The sequence below is a fragment of the Microbacterium terregens genome (assembly GCF_039534975.1).
Taxonomy (GTDB): Bacteria; Actinomycetota; Actinomycetes; order Actinomycetales; family Microbacteriaceae; genus Microbacterium; species Microbacterium terregens.
This window is the reverse complement of sequence record NZ_BAAAWH010000001.1, coordinates 2,653,817-2,670,326: the sequence shown is the minus strand read 5'-3', so window position 1 is coordinate 2,670,326 and position 16,510 is coordinate 2,653,817. Positions and strand designations below refer to the sequence as shown.

The 16,510-nt window shown below is 71.1% G+C and carries 21 protein-coding genes; 8 read left to right on the top strand and 13 right to left on the bottom strand.

Annotation, left to right across the window (positions count from 1 at the left end; translation table 11 throughout):
• Window positions 1–17 precede the first annotated feature (17 nt).
• Window positions 18–758 carry an EI24 domain-containing protein gene (locus ABD655_RS12385; protein WP_344714347.1) on the bottom strand — a complete coding sequence of 247 codons (741 nt, stop codon included), beginning with the start codon at window positions 756–758 and terminating at the stop codon, window positions 18–20.
• 91 nt (window positions 759–849) lie between these two features.
• Between ABD655_RS12385 and ABD655_RS12380 the strand changes: the two genes are divergently transcribed.
• Window positions 850–1,314 carry a DUF3817 domain-containing protein gene (locus tag ABD655_RS12380; protein ID WP_344714345.1) on the top strand — a complete coding sequence of 155 codons (465 nt, stop codon included), beginning with the start codon at window positions 850–852 and terminating at the stop codon, window positions 1,312–1,314.
• 22 nt (window positions 1,315–1,336) lie between these two features.
• Here the strand turns inward: ABD655_RS12380 and ABD655_RS12375 are convergent, their stop codons facing one another.
• The 5 genes from ABD655_RS12375 to ABD655_RS12355 all read right to left on the bottom strand — a co-directional run bounded on the left by ABD655_RS12375 (window position 1,337) and on the right by ABD655_RS12355 (window position 3,902).
• Window positions 1,337–1,708: a VOC family protein gene (locus ABD655_RS12375; protein WP_344714343.1), complete on the bottom strand. Its 372-nt coding sequence runs from the start codon at window positions 1,706–1,708 to the stop codon at window positions 1,337–1,339.
• A gap of 98 nt (window positions 1,709–1,806) precedes the next feature.
• Window positions 1,807–2,274: a heme-degrading domain-containing protein gene (locus tag ABD655_RS12370; protein WP_344714341.1), complete on the bottom strand. Its 468-nt coding sequence runs from the start codon at window positions 2,272–2,274 to the stop codon at window positions 1,807–1,809.
• Between the two features lies 1 nt (window position 2,275).
• A complete protein-coding gene (locus tag ABD655_RS12365) occupies window positions 2,276–2,533 on the bottom strand; it encodes a DUF6510 family protein (protein ID WP_344714339.1) in 258 nt (85 codons plus the stop codon).
• Window positions 2,533–3,315 (bottom strand): FAD-binding oxidoreductase, encoded by a 783-nt coding sequence (locus ABD655_RS12360; protein WP_344714337.1) that lies wholly within the window; start codon window positions 3,313–3,315, stop codon window positions 2,533–2,535. Before ABD655_RS12360 ends, ABD655_RS12365 begins: the two co-directional genes overlap by 1 nt.
• Window positions 3,312–3,902 (bottom strand): molybdopterin-dependent oxidoreductase, encoded by a 591-nt coding sequence (locus ABD655_RS12355; protein WP_344714335.1) that lies wholly within the window; start codon window positions 3,900–3,902, stop codon window positions 3,312–3,314. The genes ABD655_RS12360 and ABD655_RS12355 overlap by 4 nt, the downstream gene beginning before the upstream one ends.
• A 107-nt stretch (window positions 3,903–4,009) precedes the next feature.
• On the opposite strand from ABD655_RS12355, the gene moaA reads away from it, so the two are divergent.
• Both moaA and ABD655_RS12345 read left to right on the top strand, forming a co-directional pair.
• On the top strand, window positions 4,010–5,077 hold the full coding sequence (gene moaA, locus ABD655_RS12350) for a GTP 3',8-cyclase MoaA (protein ID WP_344714334.1): 1,068 nt from the start codon (window positions 4,010–4,012) through the stop codon (window positions 5,075–5,077).
• Window positions 5,070–5,315, top strand: coding sequence for a MoaD/ThiS family protein (locus ABD655_RS12345; protein ID WP_344714333.1), 246 nt, complete (start codon window positions 5,070–5,072; stop codon window positions 5,313–5,315). Before moaA ends, ABD655_RS12345 begins: the two co-directional genes overlap by 8 nt.
• Before the next feature lie 103 nt (window positions 5,316–5,418).
• On the opposite strand, the gene ABD655_RS12340 is transcribed toward ABD655_RS12345, so the two are convergent.
• The 4 genes from ABD655_RS12340 to ABD655_RS12325 form a co-directional block, all read right to left on the bottom strand.
• Window positions 5,419–5,841: a molybdenum cofactor biosynthesis protein MoaE gene (locus ABD655_RS12340; protein WP_344714331.1), complete on the bottom strand. Its 423-nt coding sequence runs from the start codon at window positions 5,839–5,841 to the stop codon at window positions 5,419–5,421.
• Window positions 5,834–6,823 carry a bifunctional molybdenum cofactor biosynthesis protein MoaC/MoaB gene (moaCB, locus tag ABD655_RS12335; RefSeq protein WP_344714329.1) on the bottom strand — a complete coding sequence of 330 codons (990 nt, stop codon included), beginning with the start codon at window positions 6,821–6,823 and terminating at the stop codon, window positions 5,834–5,836. The genes ABD655_RS12340 and moaCB overlap by 8 nt, the downstream gene beginning before the upstream one ends.
• Window positions 6,820–8,010 (bottom strand): molybdopterin molybdotransferase MoeA, encoded by a 1,191-nt coding sequence (locus tag ABD655_RS12330; RefSeq protein WP_344714328.1) that lies wholly within the window; start codon window positions 8,008–8,010, stop codon window positions 6,820–6,822. The genes moaCB and ABD655_RS12330 overlap by 4 nt, the downstream gene beginning before the upstream one ends.
• A gap of 81 nt (window positions 8,011–8,091) precedes the next feature.
• Complete coding sequence (locus tag ABD655_RS12325; protein ID WP_344714327.1) at window positions 8,092–9,189, bottom strand: ThiF family adenylyltransferase; 1,098 nt, start codon at window positions 9,187–9,189, stop codon at window positions 8,092–8,094.
• Between the two features lie 128 nt (window positions 9,190–9,317).
• On the opposite strand from ABD655_RS12325, the gene ABD655_RS12320 reads away from it, so the two are divergent.
• The 5 genes from ABD655_RS12320 to ABD655_RS12300 all read left to right on the top strand — a co-directional run bounded on the left by ABD655_RS12320 (window position 9,318) and on the right by ABD655_RS12300 (window position 13,173).
• Window positions 9,318–9,731, top strand: coding sequence for a DoxX family protein (locus tag ABD655_RS12320; protein WP_344714325.1), 414 nt, complete (start codon window positions 9,318–9,320; stop codon window positions 9,729–9,731).
• On the top strand, window positions 9,721–10,347 hold the full coding sequence (locus ABD655_RS12315; RefSeq protein ID WP_344714324.1) for a hypothetical protein: 627 nt from the start codon (window positions 9,721–9,723) through the stop codon (window positions 10,345–10,347). Before ABD655_RS12320 ends, ABD655_RS12315 begins: the two co-directional genes overlap by 11 nt.
• Before the next feature lie 134 nt (window positions 10,348–10,481).
• Window positions 10,482–10,898, top strand: a complete 417-nt coding sequence (locus tag ABD655_RS12310; protein WP_344714321.1) for a DoxX family protein — start codon at window positions 10,482–10,484, stop codon at window positions 10,896–10,898.
• 38 nt (window positions 10,899–10,936) lie between these two features.
• Window positions 10,937–12,460: an ATP-dependent DNA ligase gene (locus ABD655_RS12305; RefSeq protein WP_344714319.1), complete on the top strand. Its 1,524-nt coding sequence runs from the start codon at window positions 10,937–10,939 to the stop codon at window positions 12,458–12,460.
• Window positions 12,457–13,173 (top strand): NAD-dependent deacylase, encoded by a 717-nt coding sequence (locus tag ABD655_RS12300; RefSeq protein WP_344714317.1) that lies wholly within the window; start codon window positions 12,457–12,459, stop codon window positions 13,171–13,173. Before ABD655_RS12305 ends, ABD655_RS12300 begins: the two co-directional genes overlap by 4 nt.
• A 14-nt stretch (window positions 13,174–13,187) precedes the next feature.
• Here the strand turns inward: ABD655_RS12300 and ABD655_RS12295 are convergent, their stop codons facing one another.
• From ABD655_RS12295 to ABD655_RS12285, 3 genes are all read right to left on the bottom strand, one after another.
• Window positions 13,188–14,321 carry a class I SAM-dependent methyltransferase gene (locus tag ABD655_RS12295; protein ID WP_344714315.1) on the bottom strand — a complete coding sequence of 378 codons (1,134 nt, stop codon included), beginning with the start codon at window positions 14,319–14,321 and terminating at the stop codon, window positions 13,188–13,190.
• A gap of 109 nt (window positions 14,322–14,430) precedes the next feature.
• Window positions 14,431–15,699, bottom strand: coding sequence for a sugar ABC transporter permease (locus ABD655_RS12290; RefSeq protein WP_344714314.1), 1,269 nt, complete (start codon window positions 15,697–15,699; stop codon window positions 14,431–14,433).
• The gene (locus ABD655_RS12285) at window positions 15,696–16,502 is read right to left on the bottom strand and encodes an ATP-binding cassette domain-containing protein (RefSeq protein WP_344714312.1); all 807 of its coding nucleotides are present in this window, start codon (window positions 16,500–16,502) and stop codon (window positions 15,696–15,698) included. Before ABD655_RS12285 ends, ABD655_RS12290 begins: the two co-directional genes overlap by 4 nt.
• Window positions 16,503–16,510: the final 8 nt, after the last annotated feature.

Below are 16,510 nucleotides of genomic sequence, written 5' to 3'. Positions count from 1 at the left end.
CACCCCACCGCACCGGTTCAGCGCACGAGGGACCGCGGCTCCAGCAGCGAGCGGGCCAGAGCCGTCGAGCCTGCGACGGCGGCCGGCATCGTGGCGACCGCCCCGAGGGGCACCAGGAAGCACAGCTGCGTGGCGACGCCGAATCCCAGCACGCGTGCACGGTGCGCACGCAGCAGCTGCCGCCGCTGGCGGCGGTCCATGCCGCGTGCGGACAGCGCCCGCGACGAGAGCTCGTCGGCCAGCAGCCAGCCGGTCAGCAGCACGGCCAGGACGGTGCCGAGGACACCACCCACCACGGGGATCAACCCGGCCAGCGCCGCGCAGATGGCGACCAGGATCCCGCGCACCAGCAGTCCTGCACCATCGCGCACCGACTGCCAGAATCCGTAGCGGGCGTCGATCTCGGAGTCGCCCAGGTCGTGTTCGACCGATCGCCAGATCCGCTCGTAGAACGGTTCGCCGACGATGAGCGTGAGCGCGGTGAACGACACGGCCACCAGGACGAGGGCGGCACCGACCATGGCCGTTCCGACGGTGATGCGCATCACCGTCGCCCACAGACCCGGCCATCCGTCAGCCCACGGCGTGATCGCGACCGTGACCGTGGGCAGCGCGACGCCCAGCGCGATGAGCCCTGCCAGCAGCAGAAACCCGACGATCGCGGCGGGGATCAACCCCAGTGCCATGAGTCGGGGCTTGCGACGCCAGTAGGCGAACCCGCGCCCCAGCAGACCCATGCCTCGGATGAACTCGCGCATCGCCCACAGCTTACGGGCGTGAGGGTGCCCGCTCGCGCCCACGTAGGCTCGGAGGTTCCGCCTTCCGTCCCGCCATCCGTCTGGGAGACACGTGTTCCACGCACCCCGCAACCTGTTTCGCACACTCGCGGTCGCCGAGGCCGTCTCGTGGACGCTGCTGATCACCGGGCTGATCCTCCGGGCGACCCTCGACATCCCCGTGGCCGTCGCGATCGGCGGCGGCATCCACGGATTCGTCTTCCTGTCCTACGCCGCGACCGCCATCCTGGTCGCCAAGAATCAGCGATGGGGCGCAGCGCCCACCGCCATCGCGGTCGTCAGCGCGATCATCCCCTACGCGACCATCCCCACCGAGCTCTGGCTCGCCCGCAGCGGACGCCTCTCCGGAGCGTGGAGAATCGCGGAATCCGACGACCCACGCGACGCCGCATGGCACGACCGACTCCTGCGGGTGCTGCTGCGCCGTCCGTGGATCCTGGCGCTTCTGCTCGCGGCCGGCGTGATCGTGGTCTTCGCGGTGCTGCTGATTCTCGGCCCGCCGGGAGGACGCGAGTAGCACCCGCGCCGGGCGGCCCCGGTCAGTCGCGGGCCGGCAGTTCCTGCAGGGTCCAGGTGTTCCCGTCAAGGTCGTCGAAGGTCACGAAGCGGCCCCAGGCCTGATCGTCGACGCCGCTCGCATCGACGCCGAGGGAGCGAAGGTGCGCCAGCGCCTCGTCTGCGTCCGGCACGACAACCTGAATCGTGTTCTGCTGGCCCGGTTCCAGTTCGATGCCGAGGCCCTCCCCGAAGGCGATCGAGCATGCCGATCCTCGAGGCGTCATCTGCACGAACCGAAGTCCGTCGAACGGCACCTGGTCGTGATCGGCGACGAAGCCGACCCTGCTGTAGAACTCCTTCGCGCGGTCCACGTCGGTCACCGGCACGAAGATGAGTTCGATCTTCCAGTCCATGTTCCTGCCCTTCCTCGGGGGCGCGTGTCCGTGGCGCGCCACGATTTCCCAATGCCACGATAGGAAGCACCCCGGACACATCCGGTCCGCTTCCGGATTCAGAGGGAGCGGAAGCGCCTCAGCGTCTCCGCGGCGATCGCGTGGTCGATCACGTCCGGCTCACCCGACATCGTGATCGTGCCGACGACCTCTCCCGAGACGAAGATCGGCACCGCTCCGCCGTGGGCGCGGAAGACGGCGTGGTCGATGTCCGTCCGATCCTGGAACGGCGTGCCGGCCGCTTCATGCCGCCGCCGCACCAGCAACGACGGCTCGCCGAACCTCTCCGCCACCGCTGCCTTTCCCGCCAGCCAGACATCGTTGGCCGGGCCGGTGGTGCCCAGCTTGGCGAGGAACACCTCGTCTCCTCGCAGCACGATGCGCACGGCGAGATTCGCGCCCTGCTTGCGGATCATCTCGACGGCGAGGAGGCCGAGCGTGACGGCGTCGTCGTTGTCGAACACGGGACGATCGAACGGAGGGACCACCTCGAGATCCTCGACGGTGAACACCGGAAGCTCCGCCATGTCAGCGGCTCACCTCCAGGGCGCTGATCCCCGGCATCCCGAACCATGCGCGACCACCGTCGCCTTCGACGAAGGTCGCCAGAACGCCGTCGCAGGTGCTGCAGCGTGCCACCGTGCCCATCGCGGTCGCGTAGACGACCGCGACGGCGATCATCCCGTGCGTGCCGCACGTCGTGCAGCGCGCGTCAGCGCCGGTGGCATCCCAGCCGAGCATGTCGACAAGGCGCCCGGCCAGGACGTTTCCATCCAACTTGGTCATCACGAACCTCCGAATCTTTCCGTGCGCACATTGCCGGGCCGGTGCCCGGCCTCGATCAGCCACTCCGCCACCGCCTCGACGAACGGCGTGGGACCGCAGACGAACACCAGCGGGTCGGATGCCGCGGGCAGCGTCGCGGCATCGAGCATCTCGCGCGTGATCCGGCCGGGCGGGGTCGGCCATCCGTCGGGAGCCTTGCGCGTGTAGACGAAATCAAGCCACAGCGCGGGCGCGGCGGCGGCGAGCGCCTCGAGCTCGGAGCGGAAGAACACGTCCTGCGGCGTGCGCACCGAGTACAGGAGGCGGAACTCGGTCGCATCGCGCGCCTCCGCGTGCGCGGTCGCCATCGAGAAGAGTGGGACCACGCCCGAGCCGCCGGCGATGAGCTGCACGGGTCGGGACATCTCGCCCGCCGGGGGCGGTGCCCACACGAAATACGCGCCGAGCGGCCCGTGCAGCTCCAGCTGGTCGCCCGCGCGCAGATCGTGCACCAGGAACGGCGAGACTTCGCCGTCGGGCAGCTCGTCGACGGCGAGCAGGACGCGGGTGCCCTCGCCAGCGGAAGCGATCGAGTACGACCGGGTCGCCTGGTATCCGTCGGGTGCGGTCAAGCGCACGTCCAGGTGGGATCCGGCGTCGTTGCCCGGCCACGTCGGCACGTCCAACTCGATGCGCCGTGCCGTCGGGGTCTCGGGCAGCGAAGTGACCACGGTCGCCGCATGCCAGGCCGCCTGCCGGTGCACCTTCGCGGGCGGCGCGTCCGCCGGCGCCGGCCCGCTCACCAGTACCGCTCCTCCAGCCACGGGTCGCCGTGCAGGTGGTAGCCGTTCTGCTCCCAGAATCCCGGATCGTCGGTGGGCATCGTCACCAGCCCCCGCACCCACTTCGCGCTCTTCCAGAAGTACAGGTGGGGCACCAGCAGCCGTGCCGGTCCGCCGTGCTCGGGATCCAGCGGCTCTCCGTCGGCCTCGAACGCGATCCAGCTCTTTCCGTCGAGCAGATCCTCCAGGGGGACGTTCGTCGTATAGCCGCCGTAGGAGTGGGCCATGACGTACTCGTGCTCGGTCTGGACGCTCTCCCAGATCTTGTCGAGCGGGACACCGCGCCACGGCATCTCGAGTTTGGTCCAGTGCGTGACGCAGTGGATATCGGTGGTGATGTCCTCGATGCCCAGGGCGCGCAGCTCGTCCCAGCTCCATCGTTGCGCGCCGTTCTCGGTGCGGACGGAGAACTCCCAGTCGGCGGTGTCGACGTGGGGGGTCGGACCGGCCGAGAGCACCGGCCAGTCGCTGACGAGCGTCTGGCCCGGAGGCAACCGCGGATCGCGCTCGCCGCGGCGGCCGGAGAAGCCTCGAGTGATGAAAGACATAGGGGGAGCCCCTTCCCGTTGGGGATCACACTAGTGAGGCGACCGCGTCCCTGTCACTGGCCATCTGAGTCGGCCCGCGGCCGAGCGCGTGCGCATAGGCTGAAGTCATGTCGACCCTCCTGCTCGGGATGCCGCGGATCCACCGCGATCCCTCGAGCGCGCCCGATACGGCCGGGCGTCCGGACACGGCCGACCTGGTCGATCGCTTCGGTCGCGTCGCCCACGACCTGCGCATCTCGGTGACCGAGAAGTGCTCTCTGCGCTGCACGTACTGCATGCCCGCCGAAGGGCTGCCCAGCATCCCGAAGAGCGACCTGCTCACTGCCGAGGAGATCGCGCGCCTGGTGGGCATCGCGGGCCGCGATCTCGGCATCCGTGAAGTGCGATTCACGGGCGGCGAGCCTCTGACCCGCGCCGACCTGGTCGACATCGTCGCGCGATCCGCGGCGGCGGCGCCGGGGCTGGATCTGTCGATGACCACGAACGGCATCGGCCTCGACAAGGTCGCCGCGCGCCTCGTCGACGCCGGACTCGGCCGGGTCAACGTCTCGATCGACACCATCGACCGGGAGCACTTCGCGCGGCTGACGCGGCGGGACCGCCTTCCGGCGGTCCTGGCCGGCATCGACGGCGCTGTTCGCGCCGGGCTCGGCCCGATCAAGCTCAACGCGGTCCTCATGCGCGAAACGCTCGACGACGCTCCCGCGCTCCTGGCCTGGGCGGTCGAGCGCGGGCTGCGCCTGCGGTTCATCGAGCAGATGCCGTTGGATGCCGACGCCGCCTGGCGGCGCGCGAACATGGTGCCCGCGGCCGAGCTGCTCGAGGTGCTGTCCCGGCGCTTCACCCTGACCGAACCGGGGCGCGACGACCCCTCCGCGCCCGCCGAGGAGTGGCGTGTCGACGGTGGTCCCGCGACGGTCGGCATCATCGCGTCCGTCACGCGCTCGTTCTGCTCCGCGTGCGACCGGACGCGGGTCACCGCCGAGGGCACCGTGCGATCGTGCCTGTTCGGCGACGACGAGACCGACCTGCGCACCCTGCTGCGCGGTGGCGCGAGCGATCAGGACATCGCAGACCGGTGGCGCGCGGCGATGTGGGGCAAGCAGGCCGGCCACGGCATCTCCGACCCGGGATTCGTGCCGCCCGAGCGTTCGATGGGAGCTATCGGTGGCTGACGTGCGTGTGCGCTACTTCGCGGCGGCGGCGGATGCCGCGGGCCGAGTCGACGAGACGCTTTCCGTGCCCGGGGCCACCGTCGGTGACCTGCGGGAGCTGCTGGTGAACCGCTACGGCGAGTCGATGGCGCGCGTGCTGCGATCCGGGTCGATCCTCGTCGACGGCGTGGTCAGCCGCGATCCGGAGCGCACGCTCGGAACCGGCGCGGACGTGCTGCCGCGCTTCTCCGGCGGCTGACCCGCACCCCTCTCCTCCGCGAGACTGGATAGACGCCACGAGACAGAGGCGAACGCAGTCGGTCTCGCGGCGTCTATCCAGTCTCGCGGCCAAGCCGTGACGGCTAGAGGCCGACCCACTCGGTCGTGCCGGCGGTCAGGTGCTGTCGCTTCCAGATCGGCGTGCGCTCCTTGACGAGGTCCACCAGCTGCGCGCACACGGCGAACGCATCGGCGCGGTGGGGTGCCGCGACCGCCGTGACCAGGGCGACGTCGCCGATGGCGAGCGAGCCGACGCGGTGGACGGCCGCGACGCGCAGACCCGACGCTTCGGCGATCTCGCGGCAGACGTCGGCGAGGAAGGCCTGCGCGTCCGGGTGCGCTTCGTAGTCGAGGGCGTGCACCGCCTCGCCGTGGTCGTGATCGCGCACGACCCCTTCGAACACGACGAGGGCACCGTCGGCGACCGTCATCACGAACGCCTCGGCCGCCGCGCGGTCGATGGGCTGGTCGGTGATGAGCGCGAGATAGCGCGCGGAGTCACTCATGCCCGCCACCGTCCGCCTGATCGAGCACGTGCGCCAGGAGCGGCTCGAGCACGGCGAGTCCGTCGCGCACCCCGCCGGTAGAGCCGGGCAGGTTGACGATCAGCGTGCGTCCGGCCATGCCCGCCACCGCGCGACTCAGCACGGCCGTCGGCACGGCAGTCCGCCCTGCCGCGCGGATGGCCTCGGCGATGCCGGGCAGTTCGAGGTCCAGCAGAGCGCGGGTGGCCTCCGGGGTGCGATCCTGCGGGTGCAGGCCCGTGCCACCCGTGGTCAGGACGACGTCGGGCGCGTCGGCGACGATCCCGGCCAGGGCAGGGCCCACCGCGGCATCCGCGGTCACCGACGCGCCGCTGACGACGAACGCCCGCGCGCGCAGCCACTCGACCAGCAGCGGGCCGGTGGTGTCCTGGCGCGTACCCGCGGCTGCGGCGGTGGAGGACACCAGCACCTCCGCGGTGCGTCCCAGACCGATCGGCGCCGGCTGCGTGTCCGACTCGGGATGCCGCGTCCCGCCGTCGCGCGACCACTCGCCGTGCTTGCCGCCCGACTTCTCCAGCAGGCGGATCTCGCCGAGCTCCGCACGCGGATCGACCGCTTTGATCATGTCGTGCAGCGTGAGCCCGGCGACCGCCACCGCCGTGAGTGCTTCCATCTCGACCCCGGTGCGCGCCGTGACCGAGACCGTCGCCTCGATCTGGATGGTGTCCCCGTCGAAGTCGAAGTCGATGGTCACCGAATCCAGCGGAAGGATGTGAGCGAGGGGGATCAGTTCGCTCGTGCGCTTGGCCCCGGCGATGCCCGCGATGCGGGCGGTGGCCAGCACGTCGGCCTTGGGCAGGTCGTCCGCGCGCACGAGCCGCAGGACCTCCGCCGTCGTGGCGAGGCGACCGGCGGCCCGCGCGACGCGGCGCGTGATCGGCTTCGCGCCCACATCGATCATCCGGGCTCGGCCATTGTCATCGAGGTGACTCAGCGTGCTCATAGGTCAACGGTATCTACCGTGGCGCCCACCGGGAGCCCGATGACCTCGGGCGGCACGTCGATCAGCACATCCGCGGCCGCGAGCGCCGCGACCAGATGCGATCCCGGACCGGCGACCGTGGCTACGCCGCCATCCTCGGTCAGCCGCCCGCGCAGGAATTGCCGGCGGCCGCTGGTGGACTGCAGCGGCGCGGCGAGAGCGAGCGTCCTTCGCACGGCGGGCGGCATCCCGGCGAGCTCGCGCAGCGGCGGGGCGACGAACAGTGCGAAGCCGAGCTGGCTGCTCACCGGGTTGCCGGGGAAGCAGACGACCGCGACGTCGCGGTACCGGGCGTACGCCTGCGGACCGCCGGGCTGCATGTCGACGGTGCCGACCGTGGCGCCGAGGGGTTCGAGCAGCTGCCGGACCGGCTCGTGCGCCCCCATCGAGATTCCGCCGCTGGTGAGGATCAGCTCGGCACCCGCCGCGATCGATCGGTCCAGCAGCGCGCCCAGTCGCGCGGGGTCGTCGCCGGACAGCTGCACGTCGACCACCTCGGCGCCGGCCGCTGTGACCGCTGCGGTGATCGCGATCCCGTTCGCGTCGGGCAGCCGCCCGTTCGTGAGCGGCGTGCCCGGGGCGACGAGCTCGTTGCCGGTGCTGACCACCGCCACGCGGACGCGCGCGCGCACGGCGACGTCCATGAGGTTCGCCGCCGCCAGCGCGGCGAGGTGGCGCGACGCGAGGCGCAGGCCGGCAGGCAGCAGGACCTCCCCGGCCGCGATGTCCGATCCCTCCTCGCGGACGTAGTCACCGGCATCCCGCCCCCGGAGGATCTCCACGACACCGTCCGTGCGCCGGGTGTCCTCCACCGGCACCACCGCGTCGGCGCCGGCCGGAAGCGGCGCGCCGGTCATGATCGCGATCGCGGAGCCCTGCGGCAGCGCTGCCGGGTCGACGGCGCCCGCCGCGATCTCGCCGAGTATGGGCAGCCGCACGGGGATGCTGCGGAGGTCGGAGGCATGGACGGCGAACCCGTCCATCTGCGAGTTGCGGAAGGTCGGCAGCGCGATCGGGCTGCGCACCTCGACGGCCGTCACCCGGCCCGCGGCCAGTGCGAGAGGGACGAGTTCGACCGGTCTGGTCTGCAGCGCTGCCAGATGGCCCCGGATGATGGCGGCGTAGTCCTCGACGGCGATCCGGTGCATGCCTTCAGTATCGCGTCTGCCTACGGCCAGTACCGCGTCTGCAGAGTGCGGGTATATCGTCTGCCGGTGCCGGTCGTCTGCTCAGTAGCGGGCGAGCGTCGGATCGACGGTCCGCGACCAGGCGTCGATACCGCCGGCGAGGTGCCGCGCGCGGGCGAAGCCGGCCGCGTGCAACTGGTCCAGCGCACGCGCGGAGCGCACTCCGAGGTGGCAGTACACGACCGTCGGGGCGCCGGGGTCGAGCTCGGCGAGGCGCTCGTCCAGCTGGCCGAGCGGGATCGTCACGGCACCCGGCAGTACGCCCAGCGCCACCTCGTGAGGCTCCCGGACATCCAGCAGCACCGGTCGCGTGCCCGCGGCATCCTCCAGGATTCCGGCGAGTTCCCGAGCCGAGATCGACCGATCGGATGCCGCGGCCTCCGGCCCCGCGGCGCCCGGCGCGGCCGCGGCATCCCTGCCCGGATCCCGGGCGTAGCGAAGCTCTTGCGTGGTGCCGCTCAGGGCATCGAAGAGGAGAACGCGACCCAGCAGCGGCCGGCCGATGCCGGTGAGGAGCTTGAGGGCCTCGGTCGCCATCAGACCGCCGGTCACCGTGCAGACGGTGGGAAGGATCCCGGCGATCTCGCACGTGTCCGCCTCGGTGTCCGGCCCGCCGGGAAACAGGTCGCGATAGTCGGTGCCGGCCCACGCGATACCGACCTGGCCGCCCCAGCGCAGCGCCGAGCCCCACACGAGCGGGATGCCGGCCGCGACGGCGGCGTCGTTCGCCGTGAAGCGGGTCTCGTTGTTGTCCGTGCCGTCGATGAGGATGTCGGCTCCGGACAGGAGCTGCGGCGCCGTCGCCCGCGTGAACGATCCGCGTCGCGGGATGATCTTCGTCCCCGGGGACTGCGCCCGGATGGTGTCGGCGGCCGAGTCCACCTTCGCCCGACCGACATCGGCTGCGCCGTGCAGGATCTGGCGGTGCAGGTTCGTCTCGTCCACCAGGTCGTCGTCGATGAGGGTGATCGTGCCGACTCCGGCGGCTGCCAGGATCGGCAGCACGGCGCTGCCGAGTCCCCCCGCGCCGATGAGAACCGCGTGCGCAGCGGCAAGCTTCTGCTGACCCTCGTCGCCGAAGCCGGGCAGGATGCGCTGGCGTGCGTAACGAGGGGCCTTCGGATCGATTGTGGTCGCCACTCCGCGATTCTTTCACCGATTCCGGCGCCCCGGCCCGGCCGCGCACCCAGCAGGGCGACCGTTCGACGGGCGGGCGGCGTCGCGGTTTGCCGGACCGGACAGCGGCGACCTCGGGTAGCGTCGAATCCATGAGTTCGTCCCCGGCACGCGGCGATGCGGTTCGCGCTGCCGCGCGCTGGGCGCTGGCCGGGGTTCTGGCGGCAGCCGGTGCGTCCCACCTCAGCTGGGGTCGACGCGGGTACCGCATCGTGGTGCCCGACTGGGCGACACGGCTGACCAGGCTGGACAAGGACGCGATCGTGGTCGCCTCGGGGGCGGCGGAACTGATGCTCGCCGGGGCGCTGGTCGCGCTGCCGAGGGAGCAGAGGAGCATCGGGGGGCTGGTCGCGGCGTTCCTCGTCGCGGTGTTCCCCGGCAATATCCACCAGTGGCAGACCGGCAGGCCGGCGCCGATGCTTCGCACCGACCGGGCGCGATTCATGCGCCTCCTTCTTCAGCCGCTGCTGGTCGTATGGGCGTGGAGGAGCACACATGGCAAATGACACTCGCCTGAGTTATCGCGTCTTCGGAACACCCGGCGCCGAGCGCCTCGTGGTCCTCGTCGGCATGGGGATCGCGGTCACCCTCGACCCGCACCCCGCCGAGACGGCCGCCCGCGACATCTGCGTGCTGGCGGTCGCGCTGGCCGGCGGAGAGGTCCTGGATCCGGGCACCTTCGGCAGCGAGACACCCGCCGAGAGCACAGCGAAATCCCTCGCCGATCTGATCCACGAGTCGCTGTCCGCCATTCAGACGGCGCGCGGCGGCGACCAGACGCGGACAGCGGCCATCGTCGCGTATCGGGACGGGGTGGATGTCGCGCTGCGCGCGGCGATCGCCCTGGGCAACACGGTCGACAGCGTCGCCCTCGTCGCGGCCGGCGCGCCTCTGGCGCCGCTGGACAGGGACGATTTCGGCAGTCTGCTCGGAGCAGTCTCGGCGCAGACGCTCATCCTCAACGGAGTGGGTGAGGACTCGGCGGGCGAAGAGGCGGCGCTCTGGTACGAGGACCACCTCGCTGCTGCCCGTGCCGAGATGGTTCCGGTCGAGCACGCGCTCACCCTGCCGGCCGTCTGGGGCCGGGTGCTCGCGCACGTCGCACCCGGAACGGAACGCTGAGGCGCGCGGGGTCGACGTCGCGCAGCGCTCGGATGACGGCCCGTGTCCGGGCGGGATGCCGCGCCCGGGCGATGGACCGGCTGCTCGCGCGCTGACTCCGCCCCGCGGAGCGGCGCAGCGGGCAGACTGGTCGGATGACGGCATCCGGCATTCCGCGATCCACGCCCGCTCGCACGATCGCACGGTGGGGACTGGGTGGGGCGATGGTGTTCGCAGGTCTGTCGCACCTGTTCTGGGCCCGTGAGGAGTTCCAGGCCCAGGTGCCGGACTGGACGGCCACGGTGATCGACAAGGACGGCGTGGTCGTGGCGTCCGGTGTCGTGGAGATCATGCTGGGTGCCGCTCTGGTCGCCCTTCCGCGGGAGCGCAGCCGCGTGGGAGCGATCCTCGCGGCATTCTTCGTCGCGATCTTCCCCGGCAACATCGAGCAGTACACGAAGGCCAAGAAGGGATTCGGTCTGGCCGATGACCGGAGCCGGCTGGTCCGCCTGTTCTTCCAGCCCGCACTGGTCGCTGTGGCTCTGTGGAGCACGCGCACGCCGAAGCGCTGAACCCAGCCGCTGTCGGGCAGGAGTGGAAGAATTCGGGGATGCTGCTTTCCGATGTCGTCGCCACCGCCGAGGCCGTGGCATCCACCTCATCGAGGCTCACCAAGACCGATGCCCTCGCCGCGCTCCTGCGCCGTCTCGAGCCGGATGAGATCGTGCCCGCGGTCGGGTTCCTCATCGCCCGCCCCCGGCAGGGGCGCGTGGGCATCGGCTGGCGTGGTGTGGCTGCGCTCGCGGTCACGCACGCGCAGCAGCCGTCACTGTCCGTGCTCGATGTCGATGCCGCGCTGGAACGGCTTGCCGGGGCCTCCGGCGCCGGATCGGTGGGGGCGCGCCGCACCGACCTGGATGACCTCGCCGCCCGCGCGACGGCGCCGGAGTGGGACTTCCTCACGCGGGTGATCCTCGGCGAGCTGCGCACCGGAGCCCTCGAGGGCGTCCTGCTGGACGCGATCTCACGCGCGTCGGACCAGGACGCCGCGACCGTGCGCCGGGCGGCGATGCTCTCCGGCGACCTGGGCGAGGCGGCCCGGATCGCCCTCGCCGGGGCTCCGGGCGAACTGGCCGAGGTCGGACTCGTCGTCGGCCGGCCTGTGCTGCCCATGCTCGCGTCCACCGCCGGTTCCGTGACCGAGGCGGTCGCGACGATGGCGGCCGCGGCATCCGTCGAATTCAAGCTCGACGGCGCGCGCATCCAGGTGCACCGGTCCGCAGACGTGGTCGGCGTGTACACGCGCAGCCTGGCGGACATCACCGCGCGCGTGCCCGAGATCGTCGCGGTGGCTCGCGCGCTGCCGGTGCAGGATGTGATCCTGGACGGCGAGACGCTCTCGCTCGACGCGGACGGCGGGCCGCGCCCGTTCCAGGACACGATGGCGCGCTTCGGCTCGGAGGCCATCAGCGCGACGGTGCTGCGGCCCTGGTTCTTCGACGTGCTGCACCTGGACGGACGCGACCTCATCGACGAACCGCTGCACGTGCGGCTGGCTGAACTCGAGCGCATCGCGGGGGAGTGGCGTGTCCCTGGTCTGATCACCTCGGACCCCGAGACGGCCGAGCAGGTGTCGCGCGACGCGCTCGCGGCCGGACACGAGGGAGTGGTCGTCAAAGCCCTCGACTCGCCCTACGCGGCCGGGCGGCGCGGCAAGAGCTGGATCAAGGTGAAGCCGGTGCTCACCTACGATCTGGTCGTGCTTGCCGTCGAGTGGGGGTCCGGGCGGCGCACCGGACTGCTCTCGAACCTGCACCTCGGAGCCCTCGATCCCAGCGGTGAGTACGGATCGGCCGGAGGATTCGTGATGGTCGGCAAGACCTTCAAAGGGCTGACCGACGCCCTGCTGCGGTGGCAGACGGAGCACTTTGCCTCGATCGAGACCTCACGCAGCGGAAATGCCGTGCACGTGCACCCGGTGACGGTGGTCGAGGTCGCGATCGACGGCGTGCAGCGGTCGACGCGCTATCCCGGCGGCGTCGCCCTCCGCTTCGCGAGGGTCAAGGGGTACCGCCCCGACAAGCGCCCCGATGAGGCCGACACGATCCAGACGCTCCGCGAGCTGCTGCGGTGACCGACGCCGTCGGCGTTCCGCCGCGCATCGTGGTGCTCACCGGTGCGGGCATCTCGGCGGAGAGCGGCCTGCGCACGTTCCGTGATGCGGGAGGGCTGTGGGAGGGCGCGCGCGTCGAGGACGTCGCGACACCCGAGGGATTCGCGCGAAACCCCGACGCGGTGCTCCGCTTCTACGATGCCCGGCGCCGTGCGGCCTCCGCCGTGTCCCCGAACGCTGCGCACCGGGCGCTCGCGCGTCTGGAGGGGGCGCTCGGCGACAGCATCCTGGTCGTCACGCAGAACGTGGACGATCTGCATGAACGCGCGGGTACGCGCAATCTCATCCACATGCACGGCGAGCTGCGTCGGGCGCGCTGCACCCTCTGCGGCACCCGGAACGCGTGGGCGGCGGATCTGCTCGACCGCCCGGCGTGCCCCGCCTGCGGTGCACGGATGCTGCGCCCCGACGTCGTCTGGTTCGGCGAGGTGCCGTACGAGCTGGATCGGATCGAGAACGCCGTCGTGGCCTGCGATGTGTTCGTCTCGATCGGCACCTCCGGGGCCGTCTACCCGGCCGCAGGCTACGTCGCGCTGGCCGCGGCGTTCGGTGCCCGCACGATCGAGTTGAATCTCGAACCGAGCGACGCCGCGGTGCCGTTCGATGAGGCGCGCACCGGGCGCGCGACGCAGATCGTTCCCGCGTGGGTCGACGAGCTCCTCGGCCGCGACTGAGCGAACGCCGGCGATCAGGCCCGCGTGGAGACCGTCACGGTGAACTTCGCGTTCCGGGCCACCTGTCGCGTCCGGCCGACGAGCCGTTCCAGGGCGGCGCGGTACTGGAGCGGTGAGTTCCACACCGTCCACAGCTCGCCGCCGGACGCCAACGCGCGGCCGGCCTCGGCGAACATCGGCTCGGCGACGCCATCGGCCACTGCGGCGCCGGTGTGGAACGGCGGGTTGAGGGCGATGAAGCTCGCGCTGGCGTCGGGGCGCGACCGCAGTCCGAGGTCGCGCACCACCGCGACGCGGCCGGCGACGCCGTTCGCCTCGGACGTCGCCCGTGCCGAGGCCACCGCGATCGAAGACTGGTCGGTCGCCAGAACGGACAGCGCGGGATGCCGCAGCGCCAACCAGGTCGCGACCACGCCCGTGCCGCAGCCGAAGTCGATGACGTCGCCCTCGGCGTCAGGATCCGGAGCACCCAGCTGTTCGAGCAGGAACCGGGTGCCGATGTCGATCGACGTGCCCGCGAACGCGCCGCCGAATGCGCACACGGTGATCGGGTCTTCGAGGCCGGGGACCGCCTGCGGGCGGGCGCGGGGTTCGGGGTCGCGAGCGGCCAGCGGCCCGCGTGCGATGAGGACGCGGGACTTCTGTCGGGCGTGGGTCACGTCGACCGATCCGAAGGATCGTCGCAGCACCTCGTTCATCGCCACGGTCATGTGCTTGATGCGTCCGCCGGCGAACACGACGACGTCGGGACCCGCGTGCGCCGCGATGAGCGCGGCGATGTCCGCCAGTTCGTCGAGTGCGCGGGGGAGGCGGAGGAGCACAACGCGGGCACCGGTGATGAGCTCCGGGGCGAGCGCGAGAGAGCGGAAGGCGCCGGTCAGGCCGGCTCGTTCGGCGTTGGCCTCCAGCGCCCGCTCGCCGGTGACGAGATCCTGGTGTACGCGGATGTCGGTTGCGCCCGCGTCCGCGGCTCCGAGGGTCAGCGCACCGTAGGCGTCCCCGATGACCACCAGGCTGCCGGCCGGTGCCTCCGCGCGAGCCGCGGCCGATTCGTCCAGGAGCAGGCGGTCGGCGGCGTCGATGGCGAACAGCTCGGCGGATTCGACGTCGGGCCAGCGGCGCAACGAGTCGGGGGAGTAAGAAGGCATTCGGACAGTCTCACCTACTCGACTGGGACTTCGCCTCAGGCAGTGCCCCCCGAGCACGCGAAAAGCGCCGGAACCATCCGGTCCCGGCGCTTTCGCCGACGGTGTTCGGCTAGACCCGCGTTCCGCCGGATCTCAGCCGCGAGAGCGCGTCGACCGTCGCCGCCAGGATCAGCACACCGCCCGTGACGAGCAGGTTGATGCCCGCGGGGAGGTTGAGCAGACCCAGGCCGTTCGCGATGACCGCGATCACGAGCGCGCCGATCGCGGCGTGCATGAGCCGGCCTTTTCCGCCGAAGAGGCTGACGCCGCCCACTACCGCTGCCGCGACGCCCGACAGGACGATGTCGCGACCCACCGTCGCATCGACCGCTCCGACGCGCGCGACGCTGAACAGCGCGGCCGCGACCGCGAGCGACGAACAGATCACGAACGCCCACCACTTCACCCAGCGCACCTTCACGCCCGAGCGGCGTGCGGCCTCGGCGTTGCCGCCGATCGCGTAGATGTAGCGGCCGAACTTCGTCCGGTCGAGCACGAACGTGCCGATCCACAGGATCAGCAGCACGACGGGAACGATGATCGGCACGCCGGCCACCTCATTCACCGACTGGCCGCGGTTCTGGCTCAGGACGAACACGAACGCGCCGCCCAAGACGGCGATGACCGCCAGCTTGATGAACACGAGCGAGATCGCGCGGTTGGGCACGCCCGCCCTCGTGCGACGGCTGCGGTCCCAGAACGCGGTGCCGCCCGAGATGAGGAGGATGATGACGAGCATCGCCCACCCCGCCCACACCGGGAGGTTGCCGTTCTGCAGCGCGATGAGCTCGGGCACCTCGAGGCGGAACAGGCCACCGGGGCCGATGATGACCAGCGCGAGTCCCTGGAAGCCCAGGAACAGACCCAACGTCACCACGAACGACGGGATGCCGACCCTCGCGACGAAGAATCCGATGAACGCGCCGGTGAGGAAGCCGAAGCCGAAGCCCACCAGCAGCGCGATCGGCCACGGGATATTGAATGTCGACGCCAGCACCACGAACAGGGCCATGCCGACGCCGCCGGTGACACCTGCGGACAGGTCGATCTCACCCAGGAGCAGCACGAACACGAGCGCCATGCCGAGCACCACCAGCGGTGCGGCCTGGTTCAGCAGGTTCGCGAAATTGCGCTCGGTGAGGAAGAACGGGCTCAGCACGCTGAAGAGGATCGCGAGGACCACCAGGCCGCCGACGGCGGGAAGGGCGCCCATGTCACCACCGCGGACGCGCTGCCACCAGGCCGCCACCTGATCGGCGAGGCCGCCCTCGACGCCGCTGCCGATCATGTCGCTGGCGAGCGGGTCGGGAGCGGCTTCCGTGCGAGTCGTGCTGGTCATTCCGGTACCTCCGTCACGATCGTGGACGTGCCGATGTGCTCGATGCCGCCCAGGGTCTTGGTTCCCGTGATGTAGCCGACGACGTCGTCACGCGTGGTGTCGGCGACGTTGATCTGCGCGACCATCTGTCCCAGGTAGAGGACCGCGATGTCATCGGCCACCTGGAACACATCCGCGAGGTTGTGGCTGATGAGGATCACGGCCACGCCCTGCTCGGACAGACGCGTGACGAGGTTCAGGACCTGCTCGGTCTGCGCGACGCCGAGCGCCGCGGTCGGCTCGTCGAGGATGACGACCCGCGCCTTCTTCAGCACCGCGCGGGCGATCGCGACGGTCTGGCGCTGACCACCGGACAGTGACGAGACCTTCTGCCGCACCGACTTCACCGTACGGACCGAAAGCCCGCGAAGGGTGTCGGACGCGTCCTTCTCCATGCGGCCCTCGTCGAACGTGCCGAACGTGAGTTCCTCGCGACCGAGGAACATGTTCTGCACGATGTCCAGGTTGTCGCACAGGGCGAGGTCCTGGTACACCACCTCGATGCCGAGGTGCGCGGCATCCCGGGGTGCGTGCAGGTCCCGGTGCTCGCCGTCGATGAGGACCTCGCCCTCGTCGTACGGCTGGACGCCGGCGAGGCCCTTGATCAGGGTCGACTTTCCGGCGCCGTTGTCGCCCACCAGGGCGGTCACCTTGCCGGGGTACACCTTCAGGTCGACGCCTTTGAGGACGTTGACGGGACCGAACGACTTCTTCACGCCGACCAGCTGGATGATCGGCTCTGCTGCTGTGATCGTGTCTGACATGCTCGCTT

What these genes read in the sequence shown, in the direction of transcription:
- ABD655_RS12385 (WP_344714347.1), bottom strand. Translation starts at nt 758, where the DNA reads ATGCGCGAGTTCATCCGAGGCATGGGTCTGCTGGGGCGCGGGTTCGCC.
- ABD655_RS12375 (WP_344714343.1), bottom strand. Translation starts at nt 1,708, where the DNA reads ATGGACTGGAAGATCGAACTCATCTTCGTGCCGGTGACCGACGTGGAC.
- ABD655_RS12370 (WP_344714341.1), bottom strand. Translation starts at nt 2,274, where the DNA reads ATGGCGGAGCTTCCGGTGTTCACCGTCGAGGATCTCGAGGTGGTCCCT.
- ABD655_RS12365 (WP_344714339.1), bottom strand. Translation starts at nt 2,533, where the DNA reads ATGACCAAGTTGGATGGAAACGTCCTGGCCGGGCGCCTTGTCGACATG.
- ABD655_RS12355 (WP_344714335.1), bottom strand. Translation starts at nt 3,902, where the DNA reads ATGTCTTTCATCACTCGAGGCTTCTCCGGCCGCCGCGGCGAGCGCGAT.
- moaA (WP_344714334.1), top strand. Translation starts at nt 4,010, where the DNA reads ATGTCGACCCTCCTGCTCGGGATGCCGCGGATCCACCGCGATCCCTCG.
- ABD655_RS12340 (WP_344714331.1), bottom strand. Translation starts at nt 5,841, where the DNA reads ATGAGTGACTCCGCGCGCTATCTCGCGCTCATCACCGACCAGCCCATC.
- moaCB (WP_344714329.1), bottom strand. Translation starts at nt 6,823, where the DNA reads ATGAGCACGCTGAGTCACCTCGATGACAATGGCCGAGCCCGGATGATC.
- ABD655_RS12330 (WP_344714328.1), bottom strand. Translation starts at nt 8,010, where the DNA reads ATGCACCGGATCGCCGTCGAGGACTACGCCGCCATCATCCGGGGCCAT.
- ABD655_RS12320 (WP_344714325.1), top strand. Translation starts at nt 9,318, where the DNA reads ATGAGTTCGTCCCCGGCACGCGGCGATGCGGTTCGCGCTGCCGCGCGC.
- ABD655_RS12315 (WP_344714324.1), top strand. Translation starts at nt 9,721, where the DNA reads ATGGCAAATGACACTCGCCTGAGTTATCGCGTCTTCGGAACACCCGGC.
- ABD655_RS12310 (WP_344714321.1), top strand. Translation starts at nt 10,482, where the DNA reads ATGACGGCATCCGGCATTCCGCGATCCACGCCCGCTCGCACGATCGCA.
- ABD655_RS12305 (WP_344714319.1), top strand. Translation starts at nt 10,937, where the DNA reads ATGCTGCTTTCCGATGTCGTCGCCACCGCCGAGGCCGTGGCATCCACC.
- ABD655_RS12295 (WP_344714315.1), bottom strand. Translation starts at nt 14,321, where the DNA reads ATGCCTTCTTACTCCCCCGACTCGTTGCGCCGCTGGCCCGACGTCGAA.
- ABD655_RS12290 (WP_344714314.1), bottom strand. Translation starts at nt 15,699, where the DNA reads ATGACCAGCACGACTCGCACGGAAGCCGCTCCCGACCCGCTCGCCAGC.
- ABD655_RS12285 (WP_344714312.1), bottom strand. Translation starts at nt 16,502, where the DNA reads ATGTCAGACACGATCACAGCAGCAGAGCCGATCATCCAGCTGGTCGGC.